Annotated in this window: 15 protein-coding genes; 11 read left to right on the plus strand and 4 right to left on the minus strand. The window is 35.1% G+C overall.

The window, feature by feature from the left end; all coding sequences use genetic code 11:
- Positions 1-120: 120 nt before the first annotated feature.
- The gene (locus AC4PRO_RS06125; protein WP_492116700.1) at positions 121-2,535 is read left to right on the plus strand and encodes a PAS domain S-box protein; all 2,415 of its coding nucleotides are present in this window, start codon (positions 121-123) and stop codon (positions 2,533-2,535) included.
- Positions 2,536-2,636: 101 nt separating this feature from the next.
- Here the strand turns inward: AC4PRO_RS06125 and AC4PRO_RS06130 are convergent, their stop codons facing one another.
- The 3 genes from AC4PRO_RS06130 to AC4PRO_RS06140 all read right to left on the minus strand — a co-directional run bounded on the left by AC4PRO_RS06130 (position 2,637) and on the right by AC4PRO_RS06140 (position 5,716).
- Positions 2,637-3,047 (minus strand): hypothetical protein, encoded by a 411-nt coding sequence (locus tag AC4PRO_RS06130; protein WP_492116701.1) that lies wholly within the window; start codon positions 3,045-3,047, stop codon positions 2,637-2,639.
- Between the two features lie 40 nt (positions 3,048-3,087).
- On the minus strand, positions 3,088-3,741 hold the full coding sequence (locus tag AC4PRO_RS06135) for a metal-dependent transcriptional regulator (protein WP_492116702.1): 654 nt from the start codon (positions 3,739-3,741) through the stop codon (positions 3,088-3,090).
- Between the two features lie 103 nt (positions 3,742-3,844).
- Positions 3,845-5,716, minus strand: a complete 1,872-nt coding sequence (locus AC4PRO_RS06140) for an Nramp family divalent metal transporter (protein ID WP_492116703.1) — start codon at positions 5,714-5,716, stop codon at positions 3,845-3,847.
- A 103-nt stretch (positions 5,717-5,819) separates the two neighbouring features.
- Here AC4PRO_RS06140 and AC4PRO_RS06145 point away from each other — a divergent pair, with 103 nt between their 5' ends.
- The 10 genes from AC4PRO_RS06145 to AC4PRO_RS06190 all read left to right on the plus strand — a co-directional run bounded on the left by AC4PRO_RS06145 (position 5,820) and on the right by AC4PRO_RS06190 (position 16,079).
- The gene (locus AC4PRO_RS06145) at positions 5,820-8,072 is read left to right on the plus strand and encodes a TonB-dependent receptor (RefSeq protein ID WP_492116704.1); all 2,253 of its coding nucleotides are present in this window, start codon (positions 5,820-5,822) and stop codon (positions 8,070-8,072) included.
- A gap of 207 nt (positions 8,073-8,279) precedes the next feature.
- Entirely contained in the window at positions 8,280-8,777 is a 498-nt protein-coding gene (locus AC4PRO_RS06150) for a thioredoxin family protein (protein ID WP_492116705.1), read from the plus strand.
- Between the two features lies 1 nt (position 8,778).
- The gene (locus AC4PRO_RS06155) at positions 8,779-9,942 is read left to right on the plus strand and encodes a lycopene cyclase family protein (RefSeq protein ID WP_492116706.1); all 1,164 of its coding nucleotides are present in this window, start codon (positions 8,779-8,781) and stop codon (positions 9,940-9,942) included.
- Between the two features lie 105 nt (positions 9,943-10,047).
- Positions 10,048-10,458: a BrxA/BrxB family bacilliredoxin gene (locus AC4PRO_RS06160; RefSeq protein WP_492116707.1), complete on the plus strand. Its 411-nt coding sequence runs from the start codon at positions 10,048-10,050 to the stop codon at positions 10,456-10,458.
- A 298-nt stretch (positions 10,459-10,756) separates the two neighbouring features.
- A complete protein-coding gene (locus AC4PRO_RS06165; protein WP_492116708.1) occupies positions 10,757-11,305 on the plus strand; it encodes an LURP-one-related/scramblase family protein in 549 nt (182 codons plus the stop codon).
- A gap of 149 nt (positions 11,306-11,454) precedes the next feature.
- Complete coding sequence (locus AC4PRO_RS06170) at positions 11,455-12,015, plus strand: Crp/Fnr family transcriptional regulator (RefSeq protein WP_492116709.1); 561 nt, start codon at positions 11,455-11,457, stop codon at positions 12,013-12,015.
- 99 nt (positions 12,016-12,114) lie between these two features.
- Positions 12,115-13,488 carry a TolC family protein gene (locus AC4PRO_RS06175; RefSeq protein WP_492116710.1) on the plus strand — a complete coding sequence of 458 codons (1,374 nt, stop codon included), beginning with the start codon at positions 12,115-12,117 and terminating at the stop codon, positions 13,486-13,488.
- A 21-nt stretch (positions 13,489-13,509) separates the two neighbouring features.
- The gene (locus AC4PRO_RS06180) at positions 13,510-14,469 is read left to right on the plus strand and encodes an HlyD family secretion protein (protein WP_492116711.1); all 960 of its coding nucleotides are present in this window, start codon (positions 13,510-13,512) and stop codon (positions 14,467-14,469) included.
- 4 nt (positions 14,470-14,473) lie between these two features.
- Complete coding sequence (locus AC4PRO_RS06185) at positions 14,474-15,664, plus strand: ABC transporter permease (RefSeq protein WP_492116712.1); 1,191 nt, start codon at positions 14,474-14,476, stop codon at positions 15,662-15,664.
- An 82-nt stretch (positions 15,665-15,746) separates the two neighbouring features.
- On the plus strand, positions 15,747-16,079 hold the full coding sequence (locus AC4PRO_RS06190; RefSeq protein WP_492116713.1) for a 2Fe-2S iron-sulfur cluster-binding family protein: 333 nt from the start codon (positions 15,747-15,749) through the stop codon (positions 16,077-16,079).
- Positions 16,080-16,295: 216 nt separating this feature from the next.
- Here the strand turns inward: AC4PRO_RS06190 and AC4PRO_RS06195 are convergent, their stop codons facing one another.
- Positions 16,296-18,185, minus strand: a complete 1,890-nt coding sequence (locus AC4PRO_RS06195; RefSeq protein ID WP_492116714.1) for a peptidase U32 family protein — start codon at positions 18,183-18,185, stop codon at positions 16,296-16,298.
- Positions 18,186-18,355: the final 170 nt, after the last annotated feature.

The following is an 18,355-nucleotide window of genomic DNA, read 5'->3' on the forward strand; positions in this document are numbered from 1 at the left end:
AAGAATGAATAGAAAAAAAGAAGACACACTTGAACGTAGCAGTTATTTTATTAAGTATTGATAAACAACAGTTAAATGATGAATTTACGTAATATTTCCATTAAAAATAAGCTCGTGCTTATGCAGGTATTTACCTCTGCATTTGTACTAGGTCTTTGTATTACTGCTTTTGTACTAATCGACATTAAAGGTTTTAAAGATCGAAAAGCAATTAGTTCAACCGCTATTGCAAAGGTCTTAGGTTTCAATAGTATATCTGCCATAGAATTTCAAGATAATGCTGCTGCCAATAAAATCCTCTCTGAATTAACAGTGCAAAAAGACCTTTTAAACGCAACCATATTTGATGAAAAAGGAGCCATTTTTGCCTCCTATACGAAAGCAGGTTCGGCTGCTGGTTATCAGTTCCCTACCGCAACAGAAAACCAGAAAAATTTCAACTATACAAATGAAAATCTATTCGTCTATAACAAAATAAAAAAAGACAATAAAACCATTGGGTTAGTCGCTATTCGATTTGAACTTTCAGAATTGAATAAAATAAAAATGGATATTTTGCATCTGGGGATTGTACTATTAGTCGTAGGAATCGGACTCGCTTTTTTGATCGCTATGATAATCAAAAAATACATTTCGAAACCACTTCTAAACTTGGTGAAAACCATACAAACGATAAAGGATACTGCCGATTATAAAATACGAATGATTGTAGAAGGCCAAGATGAAATTAGCATCCTTTCTACAGGGCTTAACGATATGCTGTCAACCATTGAAAAAAGAGATAACGAAGTCGCTGTTTCAAAGGAACAATTGTACAAGCAAAATACACTTTTACAATCTGTTATACAAAACATGGGTGACGGCTTAATTGTGGTTGATGAAAACAGTAAATTTATTATTTGGAATACTGCCAGTGAAAGAATAATTGGAATGGGGCCAATGGATATTCCACAAGATCGATGGGCTGCAACCTACGGCTTCTTTCTACCCGATACAAAAGTGGTTTTTGATATTAATGAACTTCCGTTAGTAAAAGCCCTGAATGGTGAGGAAGTGGATAATGTAGAAATATTTATCCAAAATTATAAAAATCCTGAAGGAATATTTGTGGTTGCAACTGCCAGACCGTTACAGCATTCGTCCGGTGAGATAACTGGCGGAGTACTTGTTATTCATGATATTACGGAACGAAAAGTTTCAGAAAATGAAATACGAAAACTAAATGAAGAACTGGAACATAAAGTAGCGGAACGTACCGCACAATTAGCCGAAGCAATTGAAACACTACGTTCAAGCGAAGAAAAATACCGTGAAATAGTGGAAGATGTCAGCGATGTTGTCCACACTTCTAACTACAAAGGGTTTTTCACTTACATCAATCCCGCCTGTAAAAAACTCACTGGATACTCTCAAAATGAAATAATAGGAAAACATCTTATAGATTTTGTTTCTCCAGAGTGGAAAGACCGTGTGACTGAATTCTATTTTAATCAATTTAAAAACAAAATTGACGCAACACTATTTTCATTTCCTATTATTACAAAATCTGGGGAACAAAAATGGATTGAACAAACTTCCATGCAACTAAGGGAAGGCAATAAAATAACTGGGTACAAATCAATTATGCGAGATATTACAGAGAGGAAAGAGGCTGAACAAAAAATAAAAGAAAGCGAAAGTCAATTGCAAACCATATTTAATGAAGCTCCAGATGCTTTAATAGTAATAAATGAAGAAGGAGAAATCATTAGATGGAACCCAAAGGCCGAACAAATATTTGGATGGTCATCAATCGAGGTTTTGGGAAAATCAATGGTTGCATTGATTATGCCAGAAAAACACAAAGAAAATCTCGCTAATGGTTTGCAAAATTTTCTAAAAACTGGCGAGGCCACTATTATTAATAAAACTATGGAAATTACTGCGTTAAACAATAAAAACCTTGAGTTTGATATTGAGTTAACAGTATCTCCTGCCACTGTCTTAGGTAAATATATCTTCATTGCTTTTATTACAGATATTTCGTTAAGTAAAAAGCTAGAAAACGAAAAAATAGAAGCAGATCGACTAGTGCGTCTCAATGAACTTAAGTTAAAATTAATTCTAGAAAATATTGGTGAAGGCATTATCGTCACTGACACTCAAAAAAGAATTGTGTTATCGAATCATATGGCAGAGGAGATTATCGGGGTCAGCCAAGAAGAAGGGGCCTCAACCACTCTAGATTGGGCAACTAAGTACGACCTATTTTATCCTGACGCTAAAACAGTTTTTCCTATACAAAACCTCCCGTTAGAAAAAGCATTAAGAGGAGAGTCAACTGCTGATGTAGAAGTAATTATTGAAAACCAAGAAACAAAAAACAAAAAAAGGGTCATCATCAGTGGCCGACCAATAATAGACGAAAACAATTATGTTATAGCCGCTGTGGCGAATATAAAAGACGTCACCCACTATAAAGAACTAGAGAACGCGCTAGAGGAAAGCGTTGAAAAATACCGAAAACTAATTGGCTTCAAAAGTGACAATAAGTAAAATATCCCATCATACTGAATTGGTTAAATGATAATTAACAATGCACTTTCACTTCAATAAGTTAGCTATAAGTAAATAGCCGCTAAAGAGCGGCTATTTACTTATTTAATGTACCCTATTTTTATATAGTACTCTTTTGGATTAATCTTAACACCCTCTTTTGGGTAAGGGACAATATTGATGCTCTTTATATTTTTTTGACTGGAAGGCAAGTAACTCATAAACCAATCTTTATTTATTTGCTCATTTTTTCCAGAAATGACTAATTCTTCATCCTTTACGAATTTTTTACCCTCATATACGGACACAATAACTTTAGCTTCTCCAGCCCAAATACATTGTACACCTTCAGGACAACGGGAGTCTGAAAGTACCTCTTTTAGAATCAGTTTAGTTCCTTTGTTTTTAAGGCATTTCTTTTGAGTAATTTTTAGCGAACGGATATTTTGATCCGTCTGAGCAAATAACGAAACACTAAAAACAAGCAACATTACAATAAGGAAATTTTTCATTTGGTCTTATTTAATTAATTCAAATATAGTACCTTTTTGTTTAGGTTGTCTGTACAAAAAGATTACTGGCTATTTTATTCGAAATAAACAAACTCTTGTCATCCACTTTTATTTTTACAGATAAATCAAAACTTTCTTTACTTACCACCTCAATTTTAGAACCCAAAGCAATCCCTTGTTTGTCTAAATATTTCAAAAACTCTGATGAAGTATCTTTCACTCCCACACATATTCCCTTTTGATTTTCAGTCAGTTCCGAAAGTAATTGCTTTTCAATTTTTAAAATTTGCCCCTCGGCATTCGGAATTGGATCACCATGAGGATCTTCAGTAGGGTTTCCTAAAAAATCGTCCAGTTTATTAATCAATTTCTCTGATTTTATGTGTTCCAATTGTTCGGCGATATCATGTACCTCATCCCAAGAGAAATCTAATTTTTCTACTAAGAAAACTTCCCAAAGTCGGTGCTTTCTAACAATCATTTTGGCGGCTAACTTGCCCTGATCTGTTAGAGAAACGCCTCTGTATTTTTTATAATTTACTAAGTCTTTATCGGCTAATTTCTTGAGCATGTCCGTTACCGAAGATGCTTTGGTTTCCATCATTTCGGCAATGGCATTAGTGCTCACTTCGGAGTTAGAAACCACCGTGAGATGGAATATGGCTTTAAGATAATTTTCTTCTGAAAAGGTCATTTTTATATTTTTTTTAGCCCCGATAGCAGCGGCATCCTTTGTCTTTTTTTTCTTTAAAAAAGATAAAGATAGAGCGGAGAGCGGGATTAAGCTCCTTATTATTTTAATTTTTAACGATAAACAATGGAATCGAAATCTTGTGTCTTAATTTGTCTACGGTAGTTCCAAAAATTAGATCTTTAATTCCCGTATGACCATGAGTCCCCATGACCAAAACGTCAAAATTCCCTTTGTTCACAATTTCCGGTATCACTTTATCTGGCTTACCAAATCCGAGTTGAATCGCAACTTTAAACCCTTTTTCGGTGAGAATTTCTCTGTATTCTTCCAGTAATTTCTCATCAACTAAGGTTTCATGATCTTCAATATTTTCGCCGTAAACCAAGGCTCCAACAGTTTCTACCACGTGAATTAACGTATAATTAGCTTCTGTCCCTCCTAATTGAAAAGCGCTATTTAATGCAATTTCATCGGCAGACGAAAAATCCACAGAAACCACAATATCTTTTTTAGCATAACTTTCTAATTTAGAAAATTTCAATTTTAGATTGTGTGGCGAATGGTTTTGAATTGCGATTTTTGATTTGGTTACAAACGGTTTAAATACAATATATAGCAACAATATCAAGAAGCTAAATGCCAATGGAACAACGGTAAGCCATAAAATAATAGGGTTTTCTGAAGCTTCTAACCAGCCATTTATTTCATCCAAAACTAATTTCCCATTTAGTGCAACAATAACCGAAGCGACAATCCATGAGGCTATTTGTGTTGTTCTACCAATATGAAACCCTCTCATTTTAGATTTATCACTTACAAAGTGAATCAATGGAATAATAGCAAAACCCAATTGCAAACTCAAAATTACCTGACTCAAAATCAATAATTTTCCAGTCACCCCTTCTCCAAAAATACTAATTACTACAACTGCTGGAATAATCGCAATCAATCGAGTGATAATTCTACGTACCCAAGGCTGGATCCTTAAATTTAGGTATCCTTCCATGATAATTTGTCCGGCTAAAGTTCCAGTTATCGTCGAACTTTGTCCTGCAGCAATCAAGGCTACCGCAAATAAAATAGGTGCCCATTTAGTTCCTAAAAGTGGTGCTAAAAACTTGTGTGCATCTTGGATTTCGGCCACGTTATACATTCCGACTTTATAGAATGTGGCTGCCGCCAAAATTAAAATAGCAGCATTTACGAAAAAAGCCAAATTCAAAGCAATCGTCGAATCGATAAAATTATATTTTAAAGCCTGCTTAATTCCGGCAGTAGTTCTGTCAAATTTTCTGGTTTGCACCAAAGAGGAATGCAGGTATAAATTGTGTGGCATAACGGTTGCACCAATGATACCAATTGCAATGTATAGTGCAGTTTCATTAGGCATCGAGGGAATTAAACCATAGATTACCTCTCCCATTTTTGGTTGTGCAAAAATCATTTCAAAAATAAAAGAAACCCCGATTATCATAACCAATGCTATGATAAAAGCTTCCATTTTTCGGATACCTTTATTGATAAGAAATAATAATAAAAACGTATCCAATACTGTAATCATCACCCCTTCGATAAGCGGAATACCAAACAATAGATTTATACCAATCGCCATTCCTAACACTTCGGCTAGATCACAGGCGGCAATGGCTATTTCGGCCAAAAAATAAAGAATATAATTGATAAATTTCGAATAAGTTTCCCGCGAAGCCTGCGCTAAATCACGCTGGGTAACAATTCCTAATCGGGCACTTAAACTTTGTAGCAACAAGGCCATGATATTACTCATCAATAAAACCCAAAGTAAGGAATACCCAAACTGGCTTCCTCCTGCAATATCAGTCGCCCAGTTTCCTGGGTCCATATAGCCTACACTAATCAAGTATGCAGGACCAAAAAAAGCTAATATTTTCCTAAAACCCGACTTCTTATTTAGGGTAGAAACCGATTCGTTTACTTCCTCTAATGACTTACCCATAACACAACTGTTTGAGACAAATATAATTATGTTTTTTTGTTATATCAAATATAATTTTTAGATTTGTCTAAATATTTAATTAAACCACGTCTAAAATATAATTGTGAAAAATCTAATTTTATTACTTTGTGTTCTAATCAGTGCTAATTCCTTTGCTCAAACCACGATAAAAGGAACCGTAACATCTGAAGGTATGCCTTTGCAGCTGGCGAATATTGCGTTGAAAAACACTACGAATTCAACCAGCAGTAAAAATGACGGTTCGTATCAATTTAGTACTATCCCATCAGGGAACTATGAAGTCGTCGCTTCTTATACTGGTTTTAAATCCCAAAGTCAATTCATCACAATTGCAGATTCTACCGAAGTTATTTTAAATTTTAATCTAAAAGAAAACAACACACTTGACGAGGTTGTCATCACTGGAACATTAAAACCGGTCAGCCGTTTAGAAAGTCCTGTTCCCGTTGAAGTGTATAAACCCGTATTTTTTCGGAAAAACCCAACGGCAAATATCTTTGAAGCATTACAAAATGTAAATGGGGTGCGGCCGCAATTGAATTGTAATGTTTGCAACACAGGAGACATCCATATCAATGGCCTTGAAGGGCCTTATACTTTAGTTTTAATTGACGGAATGCCCATTGTTAGCGGACTTTCGACAGTTTATGGTTTGTCTGGAATCCCCAACTCTTTGTTAGAGCGTATCGAAATTGTCAAAGGCCCCGCTTCCTCTTTATACGGAAGCGAAGCTGTAGGAGGATTAATTAATATCATTACTAAAAACCCAAAAAACGCCCCTGTTTTTTCAGCAGATGCCTTTGCTACTGATTGGGGCGAAGTGAATGTAGATATCGGTTTTAAAGCGAATGTTGGTAAAGCGGCATCAGTTTTAACCGGAATTAATTATTTCAATTACAGCAACCCAATTGACAATAACAAAGACAACTTCACCGACTTAACCTTACAAGATCGGATTTCGGTTTTCCAAAAATGGAACTTCAACAGAAAAAGCAACAAATTATTTTCTCTCGCGGGACGTTATTTTTATGAAGACCGTTGGGGAGGCGAATTGCAATGGGAGAAAAAATACCGTGGCGGTAGCGAAGTATACGGAGAAAGCATTTATACCAAGCGCTGGGAATTACTCGGTGCTTACGAACTTCCTATTGCGGAAAAAATGTTGTTTTCGTTTTCTTATACGGATCACGACCAAAACTCCGTTTATGGTACTATTCCGTACCTAGCTAAACAACGCATTGGTTTTGGACAATTAACTTGGGATAAAAAATTAAGCGGTCACGATTTGCTTTTTGGAACTGCCTTACGTTACCAATACTATGATGACAACACCACTGCCACAGTCGAAGAAGACATTAATTGGATTCCAAGTCTATTTGTACAAGACGAAATCAGTTTAGCCGAAAAACACAAAGTTCTTTTGGGAGCACGTTATGACTACAACAGCAATCACGGCGCTATCTTTACTCCGAGACTAGCCTACAAATGGAAGATTAACGACAATAACGTTTTTCGATTTAATACGGGAACTGGTTTTAGAATTGTGAATCTTTTCACCGAGGAACATGCGGCGCTAACCGGTTCTCGCGATGTAATTGTCTTGGAAGAATTAAAACCGGAACGTTCCTACAATGCTAATTTAAACTATTTGAAGAAGATCTACACGAGTAACGGCAACTTCATCGGACTGGAAACTACGGCTTGGTACACCCATTTTTCAAATTCCATTATTCCAGATTATGATAGCAATCCAAACCAAATTATTTATAAAAATCTAGACGGTTATGCTGTGACAAAAGGAATCAGTACTAATGTCGATTTGGTTTTTAACAGCGGACTAAAAATGATTCTGGGAGTTACCTATATGGATGTGACTACAACAAAAAACAACATCAAAACAAGACAGTTGCTAACCGAAAGATTTACCGGAACTTGGGCCATATCCTACCGCTTGAATAAAATGTTTTTAGATATTGACTACACCGGAAATCTGTATGGCCCGATGCGACTACCGCTGCTTAGTGCATTGGATCCTAGAAAGGAATATTCCCCTACTTGGAGCGTTCAAAACATCCAATTTACCTTCAATAAATTCAAAAATATAGAAATCTATGCCGGAGTGAAAAATTTACTGAATTGGACACCTAATAAAGGAAATCCGTTTATCATTGCGAGAGCAAATGACCCTTTTGATAAGAATGTACAATATGACAATAATGGAAATGCTCAGGTAACAGCAGACAATCCTTATGGTTTAACCTTTGATCCAGGTTATGTTTATGGTCCCAATCAAGGAATCCGCAGCTTTTTTGGGTTGCGTTATACGTTGAAGTAATTTTTAAACATATAAGTCATGTAAGTTTAATTGTATTGGACTTAGTTTTTAAACACATAGAAACATAGATTCGTTTATTGTGGAGAAAGGCATTTCATTATAAATAGAAAAACATAGCTTTTAGCTATATGGAAAGTAAAACTTATATTTTACTCTTTTTATATGCAACAACTTATATGACTTATATATTAAAATAAAAAACTGGTAATGAAAAAATCACTCCTAATATTCTTCTTATTTATGCTGGCGATTCCATCAGGTTTCGCCCAGTTGAAAGCGTATTCTTTTGAAGAAGTGGAGCAACTATCCTTAGAAAACCCAAAACCCATTGTTGTTTTTGTTCATACCAATTGGTGTAAATACTGCAAGATGATGGAGAACACCACTTTTAAAAATATAGAGTTAATCAACGAGTTAAACACGAATTTCTACTTCGTTTTATTCGATGCCGAAAGTAAAAATGACATCATATTCAACAAGCACACTTTCAAATTTAAACCAACGGGGCAAAACACCGGAATCCACGAATTAGCTACCGCTTTAGCAACAATAAACGGTCAGGTAGCTTATCCTACCATTAGTATTCTAGACGTTGACTATTCGATTCTTTTCCAAAAGCAATCTTATTTAAAACCGAAAGACCTCCTTTCTATCCTTGAAAAAATAAAAGAATTCCCTATTTTTGAGAAGAATTCTTCACACTAATATGAAACATTTCAATTACATCTTTACGGGCAGCGGTTTAGCCGCTTTAATGACAGTCTATAAATTGGCACAGTCTGGAGCATTTAAGGATAAAACCATTTTGTTATTAGATGAGAACTCAAAAAAGACAAATGACCGTACTTGGTGTTTCTGGAACATCCAAAAAGGGAAATGGGAACCATCGATTTCTAAAAAATGGGATTCGGCACTATTTGCGAATGCTAATTTTAAACGCGATTTAGATTTGGATCCTTATAAATACAACATGGTTCAGGGATTGGATTTCTACAATCAAGTTTTTGAGTTTATTTTGAACGAAAAAAACATCAGCTATGTCAATCAAAAAGTGACTGATATAAATGAATTAGAAAACCATGTTTTTATAGCCACAGAAACAGACAGCTATACCTGTGATACCGTTTTTAACAGTATTTACAACAAAGCCGAAGTTGAAAATCAAACCAAATACCCCGTATTGCAGCAGCATTTTATAGGTTGGTTTATAAAAAGTAAAGAAGCTGTCTTCAATCCAGACCAAGCTACTTTCATGGATTTTTCGGTGGAGCAAAAAGGCAATACCCGCTTTATGTATGTCCTGCCTACCTCAACCACCGAAGCTTTATTAGAATACACTTTGTTTTCGCACGATCTTTTGGCAAAAGAAGAGTACGAACAGGAAATCGAAAAATACATTCGCAAACTCGGCATTCACAATTTCGAAATAATAGAAAAGGAACAAGGCAGTATTCCCATGACCTGTTATCCTTTTTGGAAAAAAACGACCAATCGCGTGCTGAATATCGGGACTGCCGGAGGATGGACAAAAGCAAGTACGGGCTATACCTTCAAAAATTCCGACAAGAAATCAACGCAGTTAGTTGCCTTTCTGCAAGAAGGAAAGGATTTGCGACAATTTCATACGAAGACCAAGTTTTGGTTTTACGACTTGCTGTTGTTAGATATTTTAAACCGACACAATGAACTAGGAGCAAGTATTTTTTCGTCTATGTTCAAAAAAGGGAATCCAACTTTAATTTTTAAATTCTTAGACGAAGAAACCTCCTATCTCGAAGATCTTCAAGTAATATTAAAATGTCCCAAAACACTTTTTATCAAAGCCTTAGTGCGAAGCATTCGTTATATTTATACTAGTAAAACGACCTAAAAAACGACTATTAAACTATAACAAAACTTTATAATGCAAACAAAGGAGTTCTTTTTAAACTTCGTAACTTTGCTCATTCAAAATTAATATTTAAAATATAACGATATGTATCCACAAGAAATGGTAAACCCAATGCAAGCTGAATTAACAGCGGCAGGTTTTCAAGATTTACATAGTGCAGAAGCAGTTGAAAACGCAATGAAATTAGAAGGTACTACGCTAGTTGTAGTAAACTCTGTTTGCGGTTGTGCTGCTAGAAATGCGCGTCCGGGAGCTAAAATGAGTTTAGAAGGAGCAAAAAAACCAGATCATTTAATTACTGTTTTTGCAGGAGTTGATAAAGATGCGGTTGATGCTGCAAGACAACACATGTTCCCTTTTCCTCCATCATCGCCAGCTATGGCTTTGTTCAAAAACGGAGAATTAGTACATATGTTAGAGCGTCACCACATTGAAGGTCGTCCAGCTGAATTGATTGCTGAGAACTTGAAAGATGCTTTCAACGAGTACTGTTAATCCACTCAAAAAGTTACAACTTAAAACCACGTCTCGGCGTGGTTTTTTTATTTGTAGCAATCTCCAGCTATTCGTTTCAATCTTTTTTCCCGCTAAAAAGCGGATAAAAAAGGATTTCCACTGCTATCCGGGCTAGAAACGACCTCGGTCATAACAGCTATTCTACAAAATTACTGCGATAGTTAGCTATAGCTCGCTTTTGTCGATGACTAATCTAATTCCTAAATAACATTTAGTACGAAAAAGATGTATATATTTGAAAATATATAGTAGTTAGGATTCATTTAACCTCGAAATCGTGAAAATTAACATTCGCCAGCACAAAATTTCAATTGGTAGTCAATATGAGATTTTCGTAGAACAAAACGAAAAGTACTACGCTGAAACCGATTTGTTTTCGAGAAAAATTATCCATTTATATCTCAAAAAAGATTTAATTGAGCGTAGTACTATTTTTAAATCATTTTATTTTTTTACTCCAGATTATAAAATTGAATTGCCGAATGGAAACCGTATTAAGTTTCAAACTTTGACGCACTGGCGGACTTATTTTAAATGCGTCTTGGAGAATGATATTTATGAAGTTTATTGTCACCGAAAAAGAAAAATATCGATTTATAAAAATGGTTTACAGATAGGAGCTTGCCAAAAAAACGCCGTTACCATTTTTGCAGGTGATAATTATGAACTAATTCTCGACCATGATACAGAAGTCGAACTTCTTATTTCGTTCATACTAATTTTAGACAATATGACATCTAAAAATAGAGGCAATATTATTACCTTAGATTTTGGATTAATTTTTAAGGAATTTAAAAAGTTTGATACAAATTGGAAACCTAAATAAAAGGCTCATAACCGCAGTCTCTATAAACAAAGCTTCAGTGGAATCTCCATTTCATATCAAGTTTCCGTTCAACCGAAAAACAAGCGGTTATGATGTACTCACCCTATCAAAACAGCAAACCGTTTTAATGCATTCAAAAAATAACATTTATGATTACTGATGCCATATTAAAGTTCGTGCCTTTTTCTCCTGATGAACTAAATGATATACTCTCTCATTTTGAAAAAGAATACGTTCAAAAAAATCAGCTGTTACTAAAAGAAGGTCAGGTTTGCAATAAATTATATTTTGTAGAACAAGGCATTGGAAGAAGTTATTACCTTAAAAAAGAGGGAAAGGAAGTAACGCAATGGTTTTTTGGAGATGGTAATTTCATGTCTAGCGTAGATAGCTTTTTTCAAGAAAGCCCTAGCTTTTACTACGTGGAAATTTTAGAAGATTCAATATTGTATAGTATTACTAAAGTAAAAATGGACTTACTGTTAGCTAAATACCACAAAATGGAAAAATTCATCAGGTTGTTGTCCATAGAAATGTTTAGCAAGATCATCCATAAACTAAATGCGGTCCAATTTCAAACGGCAAAAGAGCGATATGATTATATGCTCACTGAATTTCCAGACATTTCACATCGGGTGCCCTTAGGCTATATCGCTTCATATCTTGGGATGACACAAGAAACACTTAGTCGCACAAGAAAAAATGATTAACTTAAATAAACTTGATTTTTACTTTTTGATATAGGTCAAAAGGAAACTTTACTATTCTCTGTACATTTGTATTGTATTAATAAATCAATACCATTTACAATGCAAATAAACACATCAAGACTAAGTATTCTATTGATAGCTTTTGCATGGTTCGTTCCATCACTATCTATAGCACAGCAATTAGATCCAGTTCTTAAAAACCTTATAAACAAAGGACTCGACAAAAGTCACAGTATAAACATCAAAAATTTTGATAAAGAGCAGGCTACTATTGATCAAAAAATGGCAAAGTCAGTGTTTCTTCCTAAAGTAACCTTTAACGGAAGTTACACTCGGTTAAATGACGACATCACTTTTGACAATGACACCCAAAATCTTTTGTTGGCCACACAAAAACTTCTTATTAAAGAGGCAGCAGGGATTCCTTTTAACAGTGCTTTTCCGCAAGGCATTCCGTTAAAGTCTGCTCCTAACTTGCAAAACAAGGACATCTTGAAATCGTCTATGGATGTAGATTGGATTCTATTTAGTGGATTTGAAGCAAGTAACGCACTCAAAGCAAGCAAGCACAAAGAGGCCTCTATAAATTATTTGGCTATGGCCGAAAAGGATAAAATAGCAATAAACATAATAGAAACGTATGATAAACTGTCGTTAGTTTACGCCTCTAAACGCGTCCTACAAACATCTGAAAACTACTTAAAGCAACAAGAGCACTATGTCCGAAAAGCAATAGAAAATGGTTTAGCCACACCCATTGGACGTAAAAAAATTGAACTAGCACAGCAACAATTGGCCGGAAAAATGTTAGAATACAATCAGAATAAAAAGTTATTAATCGAAGTACTGCACCAACTGACTAATGAAAGTAAGGAGAATTTAACTTTACTTAATCCTCAATTACAACCTTTTACTAACGATTCCATGACAAAATCTGAAAAGAGAAACGAAATTAAAGCGCTTGAGGAAGGCGAAAAAGCAACTCTTTATAAATCTAAAATGGAAAAAAGCAACTTCATACCCAAACTTGCTATAAAAGGTCATTATGAATTTTTAGAAGATGATTTATCCTTATTAGATCCAAAATGGTATGTTGCTGCTGGAATAAAATGGAATGTATTTGATGGTAATCAATCAAAATTGAAAAGTAAAAAATCGATTATTGAAAGCCAGAAATATGGCGAGCAAATAGAAGATGCTAATGAAATGATTGCCTTAAGCGTCATCAAGGCGGAGTTGACCTATGAATCGTCATTACAAAACACGGAAATGATCCAGAAAGAAATTGAATTGGCAAACGACACGTATCAAATGATTGATAAACAATACCGAAATAATCTAACATCGATAAAAGAGGTGCTAGATGCTTTAAATGATTTGGAAAAAGCAAATTTTAAATTACAAGAATCCTATTACAATCAACGCAGAGCTGTTACAAATCTTCTTTATGCTAAAGGAGCACTTAATTATTAATAACCTGATAAAAGTTTAAAAATGAAATCAACAATAAAAATAGTTAGTTTAAGCATTGTAATGACGGTTGTTAGTTCTTGCAGTAATGAAAAAATTACAGAATACAGAGGGAAAGTAAAATTTGAAACGCTATCTGTGAGTAGTAAACTCGCAGGACGCATTAGTAAAATTTATGTTGAAGAAGGCCAAACAGTCAAAAAAGGAGACACGCTGGCCTATATAGATATCCCTGAGGTAAATGCAAAAATGATGCAAGCTGAAGGTGCAATAACCTCAGCAAAAGGGCAGTTAAATATGGCCAATAAAGGAGCTACTGCAGATCAAATAAATCAAATTGACGGTCAAATTGATGCTGGAAAAGCTCAACTAAACTTTGCCAAAGAATCGTATAATAGACTCCAAGCCATGTACAAAGATTCGCTTGTCAGTTTACAGCAATTAGATGAAGTTAGAATGAAACTCGAAATGGCAAAAGCACAAGTAGCTTCATTAAATGCCAAACGAAAAGAGGTGAGCCAAAGTGCAAGAATTGAGCAAATTGATCAAGCTAAAGGGCAATTAGATCGGGCTGTTGGTGCTAAAGAAGAAGTGCTTTCTGCTGAAAGTGAAAAATATTTAATAGCTCCGACTAACATGACCATTGAGACGATAAGCCTTCAAGTGGGCGAATTATTAACTCCTGGTTTTACATTGTTCAATGGGTATGAAAAGAGCAGCTTGTACTTTAGATTTACCGTGCCAGAATCAAAAATATATGATTTTAAAGTGGGCAAAAAGATAACATTAGTTAATCCGTATACGAAAAAAGAAACGTTAGGTGAAATTACCGCTATAAAACAACTAGCTAATTATGCCGACATTACAAGCACAGCGCCATTGTATGATTTAAACGAATCCATTTATGAATTAAAGATAGTTCCTACTTCAAATCAAGCGGACCAATCCTATTTTCTAAATGCAACTATTCTCCTTAAGCAATAAAGCTATGAAAGATTTTTTTAGATTAGTCAAAGTAGAGTTTTCACGTATTTTTTCGAATAACGTTTTGCTCGCCATTTTTATTGGCGCACCTATATTCTATGGGATTTTATTTGGCTACGTCTATCAACAAGGGAAAGTCGTAAACTTACCTATTGTGATTGTAGATCAAGACAACAGCCCTGCTTCAGATAAGATAATTGATGCTTTTTCAGATAATGAAGTCTTATTAGTAAGCGATGTACGCTTTACTCCAGGAAATATTCTTGCAGAAATGCCAATAAAGCAATATGCTGCTGTTATTACACTTCCAACGCATTTCGAAGCCGATATTTTTCAAAAAAGACATCCTGAAATACGCGTTGATTTAAACATGGCAAACATCGTAAATGCCAACACAGCGAGTAAAGCCATTCAGTCCGTTTTAATGACGCTGAATGCCGGAATTGAAATTGAAGGACTAAAGAAAACAGGCCTACACCCTACTCAAGCTACTGCAGCTTATGAAAGTTTCAAAATTAATTTTAACAAGCTTTACAATTCTTCAGGAAACTACGTAACCTTCATGCTACCCGGTATCCTCGCAGCCATCATGCAGCAAATCATATTTTTAGCCATGGCCTTGGTTTTTTCAAGGGATTATGAAGATGATTATTTTGGCACTCTAATAAAAGAAAGCAAGCTTTCCTTGTATCATATTGCCTTAAAATCGACACCATTTTTTTTAATGATACCAATAATGTGGACAATTGTAAGTCTATTTATTCCTTATTTTCAAATTGAAGCCGATGTCTTTAACTTTCCCATGCTAATTTTAGTCACGCTCTTAACATTAGCGTCCATGTTTATAGGCATGTTGTTTTCAATTGCCATTCCGAGTCAATTAAAAGCTACCGAACTCTTAATGGTGATTTCTACTCCGGCTTTTATACTTAGTGGTTTTTCGTGGCCAACCTTAGCATTTCCAAATGCTATATCTAATGTCGCTCAATTCATTCCATTAACGCAATTTTTAAGTGCTTTCAGGAAAATAGCTTTTTATGGAGGAGACGTTTCGTCTATTGTTCCAGAAATTAAGATCTTATTGATTATAATTTTTGTCTCCTTTATTGCAATGGTATTATTACTGCAATTAAAAATTAATAGGTACAGCAAAAAATTACAAGAAAACCTGAATCCGGAACCAGAATTAATGTAAATGCAATTGATCCGATTTATGAAAAATAATAATGATCACGTTCCGATCACTCGGAACGTTTTTTGTTTAAAGTCCTTTTATTTTGAATGATAAGCAAACTCCCATACGATTCACGGTCATAGAAAACGACAGCGAACATCACATTAGCACACATCATAGCAACTATCCCAATTTGATGTTTTTGTTAAAGGATGAACTCCAATTGGATTCTTTTGGCGAATGTGGTGGCGTGGGCCGATGTGCAACCTGTCTTGTCACTGTAAAGGGAGTCACAGGCAATTCCTTAATTAAAGAACGAAACGAACCTGTCACCTTACAGAAACTAGGCTATACAAACGAATCTACACGTCTTTCTTGTCAATTGTACATCACAAAAGATTTAAACGACGCGGAGATCACCATTCTAGAAATATAATTACGATAACAAAGGAATATTCGCAAAATTATTTCTAAAAGATAGAAGGGCGAGTCGTATAGCTAAAATTCAAATACTTCATAATAATTAATCGCAATAAATTTGTCGAATTTGCAGTATAAAAAGAGTTTTTAATTAGTGAATTAGTGGCCACTAAAAACCAAAAAAACTACACCATTTCTGCTGTAGCTTTCTTTATATTTAGTGCTTTTAAACTTATCTTTTCTTTACATAATCCAGTTGCTCGTCTTCGTCTATAAACTCTAACTCGGCATCTTTTTCCCAAATTTCCATTTCACACGGTTTACAGTTGAATTTCAATTTGTATTCGTTTTCTCCATGTTTTAAAGTCAACGGCTCCACTACTTTTTCTCCCATTGTCGCTCTTTGAAAACGCGCACATTTCCCTAGTTCGTATTTCACACAATATTTAGTGGTCATCACACGTGCTTTTCCGGGATCCCACTGCAATTCAAATGCTTTTTCAATCTCAGTTACACCATGTCTTTTATAAAAGGCTCTCGCCAACTTATTCGAAACATTAAAGGTAAAATCTAATTTTTCCGTTGGATAAGGATGATCCGTTTTTGTGATTTGGAACTCCTCTCTATGGTATTCATTGATTCTAATGTCAATCAACTGCTCTAACACCGCTCTTCTTACTTCATTTACTTTCGAAATTGGTAAAAACCAATTGCTAGCAAACTCCACTTCAATGTCATCCACTATAAACGGAGTATTTCCTGTTTTAGAAAGGTTTCTTTTGATATTCGGAATTACCGATTCTTCGCTTTTGGCAGCCTCTTTTTCGGTTTCCAAAGTAGCAACACTCTCGTGTCCATCTTCGTCAACTGCACGCAATTGAAAACCAGTTGCAGTTTCAGTAAAATGAAGCGTAACGCCTATTTTTCTAACCGCACTATTTTCTTTCTCTACAATTCGGTTGAATTCCGCATCTGAATTTCGATAAATAACCGTTCCTACAGCAATGTTTTTAAACGTATTTGGCACCACAATATCATTTACAATAATATTAATTTGTACCCCATCAGCCACACCATCTTCATTGATAAAATACAAACCATCACCATTGTTCAATAGCTCATGATTTTCAATCACATATCCATTGGCTTTTATTTCGGTGATTGCACCTATCAACTGTCCTTGTGATTTTGGGCTGTCCCAATTTCCTATTTTCTCTTTACGTTTGTTCACGAAATAATCCGTGTACCCTCTATTAAAACTTCTGTCCATTTCTGGCACAAAATTATAGAACGTTCTTCCCGAAGATGCTTTTTGGAACGAATCATTATTTTCCAAGAAGGAATCTAATTTCTTTCTTAAAAACGAGGTGTTATTTTTTACATAAACGATATCTTTCAAACGACCTTCAATTTTAAACGAACAAATTCCAGCTTCAATCAAATTAGGTATTTGATCACTCAAATCTAAATCTTTAATCGAAAGTAAATGACTCTCCGTAAGCAAGGTCGTTCCGTTACCATCTGTCAAATTGTAAGGAAGACGACAGTTTTGTGCACAAGAACCGCGGTTTGCACTTCGCTCCCCACCAGCAATACTCATATAGCAATTCCCGCTAAAAGAAACACACAATGCTCCCGAAACGAAAAATTCCAGCTCAACATCTGTCTCTGCAGCAATATCTCTAATTTGGTCTAAATTCAATTCTCTCGCCAAAACCACACGTTGCATTCCGGCATCTTTCAAGAATTTCACATGCTTAGGATCGCGGTTATTCGCTTGCGTACTGGCGTGAATCACTATCGGCGGCAAATCCATTTCCATAATTGCCATGTCTTGCACGATAAGCGCATCCACTTTTATATCATATAATTCGTGAATCAATTTTCTACATGCTTCTAGTTCTTTATCATACAAAATGGTATTGATAACGACAAAAACCTGAGCCTTAAACAAATGGGCATATTTCACCAATTCGGCAATATCTTCCACAGAATTCGTTGCATTCGTTCGTGCTCCAAACAATGGCGCGCCAATATACACAGCATCTGCACCAGCATTTATAGCAGCAATTCCTTGAACCAAGTTTTTTGCAGGTGCAAGAATTTCAACTTTCTTTTTCATAATCTTCCTTCTTAATCATTGTTGTTAGGCATCATTTGTAATGAGCATTATCGCTTTTGGTAAAACCAAAAATTTAAATTTGCTTATTGCGCACGAAGTAAAAGAGATAACGGCGTTTCTCTCCCGAAATCAGGCTGCAAAATTATAAAATACTTATTAAAGAATGGCGT

The organism is Flavobacterium sp. DW-iso2, from assembly GCF_058725285.1.

What these genes read in the sequence shown, in the direction of transcription:
- AC4PRO_RS06160 (WP_492116707.1), top strand. Translation starts at nt 10,048, where the DNA reads ATGTATCCACAAGAAATGGTAAACCCAATGCAAGCTGAATTAACAGCG.
- AC4PRO_RS06170 (WP_492116709.1), top strand. Translation starts at nt 11,455, where the DNA reads ATGATTACTGATGCCATATTAAAGTTCGTGCCTTTTTCTCCTGATGAA.
- AC4PRO_RS06125 (WP_492116700.1), top strand. Translation starts at nt 121, where the DNA reads ATGCAGGTATTTACCTCTGCATTTGTACTAGGTCTTTGTATTACTGCT.
- AC4PRO_RS06150 (WP_492116705.1), top strand. Translation starts at nt 8,280, where the DNA reads ATGAAAAAATCACTCCTAATATTCTTCTTATTTATGCTGGCGATTCCA.
- AC4PRO_RS06155 (WP_492116706.1), top strand. Translation starts at nt 8,779, where the DNA reads ATGAAACATTTCAATTACATCTTTACGGGCAGCGGTTTAGCCGCTTTA.
- AC4PRO_RS06180 (WP_492116711.1), top strand. Translation starts at nt 13,510, where the DNA reads ATGAAATCAACAATAAAAATAGTTAGTTTAAGCATTGTAATGACGGTT.
- AC4PRO_RS06135 (WP_492116702.1), bottom strand. Translation starts at nt 3,741, where the DNA reads ATGACCTTTTCAGAAGAAAATTATCTTAAAGCCATATTCCATCTCACG.
- AC4PRO_RS06175 (WP_492116710.1), top strand. Translation starts at nt 12,115, where the DNA reads ATGCAAATAAACACATCAAGACTAAGTATTCTATTGATAGCTTTTGCA.
- AC4PRO_RS06140 (WP_492116703.1), bottom strand. Translation starts at nt 5,716, where the DNA reads ATGGGTAAGTCATTAGAGGAAGTAAACGAATCGGTTTCTACCCTAAAT.
- AC4PRO_RS06185 (WP_492116712.1), top strand. Translation starts at nt 14,474, where the DNA reads ATGAAAGATTTTTTTAGATTAGTCAAAGTAGAGTTTTCACGTATTTTT.
- AC4PRO_RS06130 (WP_492116701.1), bottom strand. Translation starts at nt 3,047, where the DNA reads ATGAAAAATTTCCTTATTGTAATGTTGCTTGTTTTTAGTGTTTCGTTA.
- AC4PRO_RS06195 (WP_492116714.1), bottom strand. Translation starts at nt 18,185, where the DNA reads ATGAAAAAGAAAGTTGAAATTCTTGCACCTGCAAAAAACTTGGTTCAA.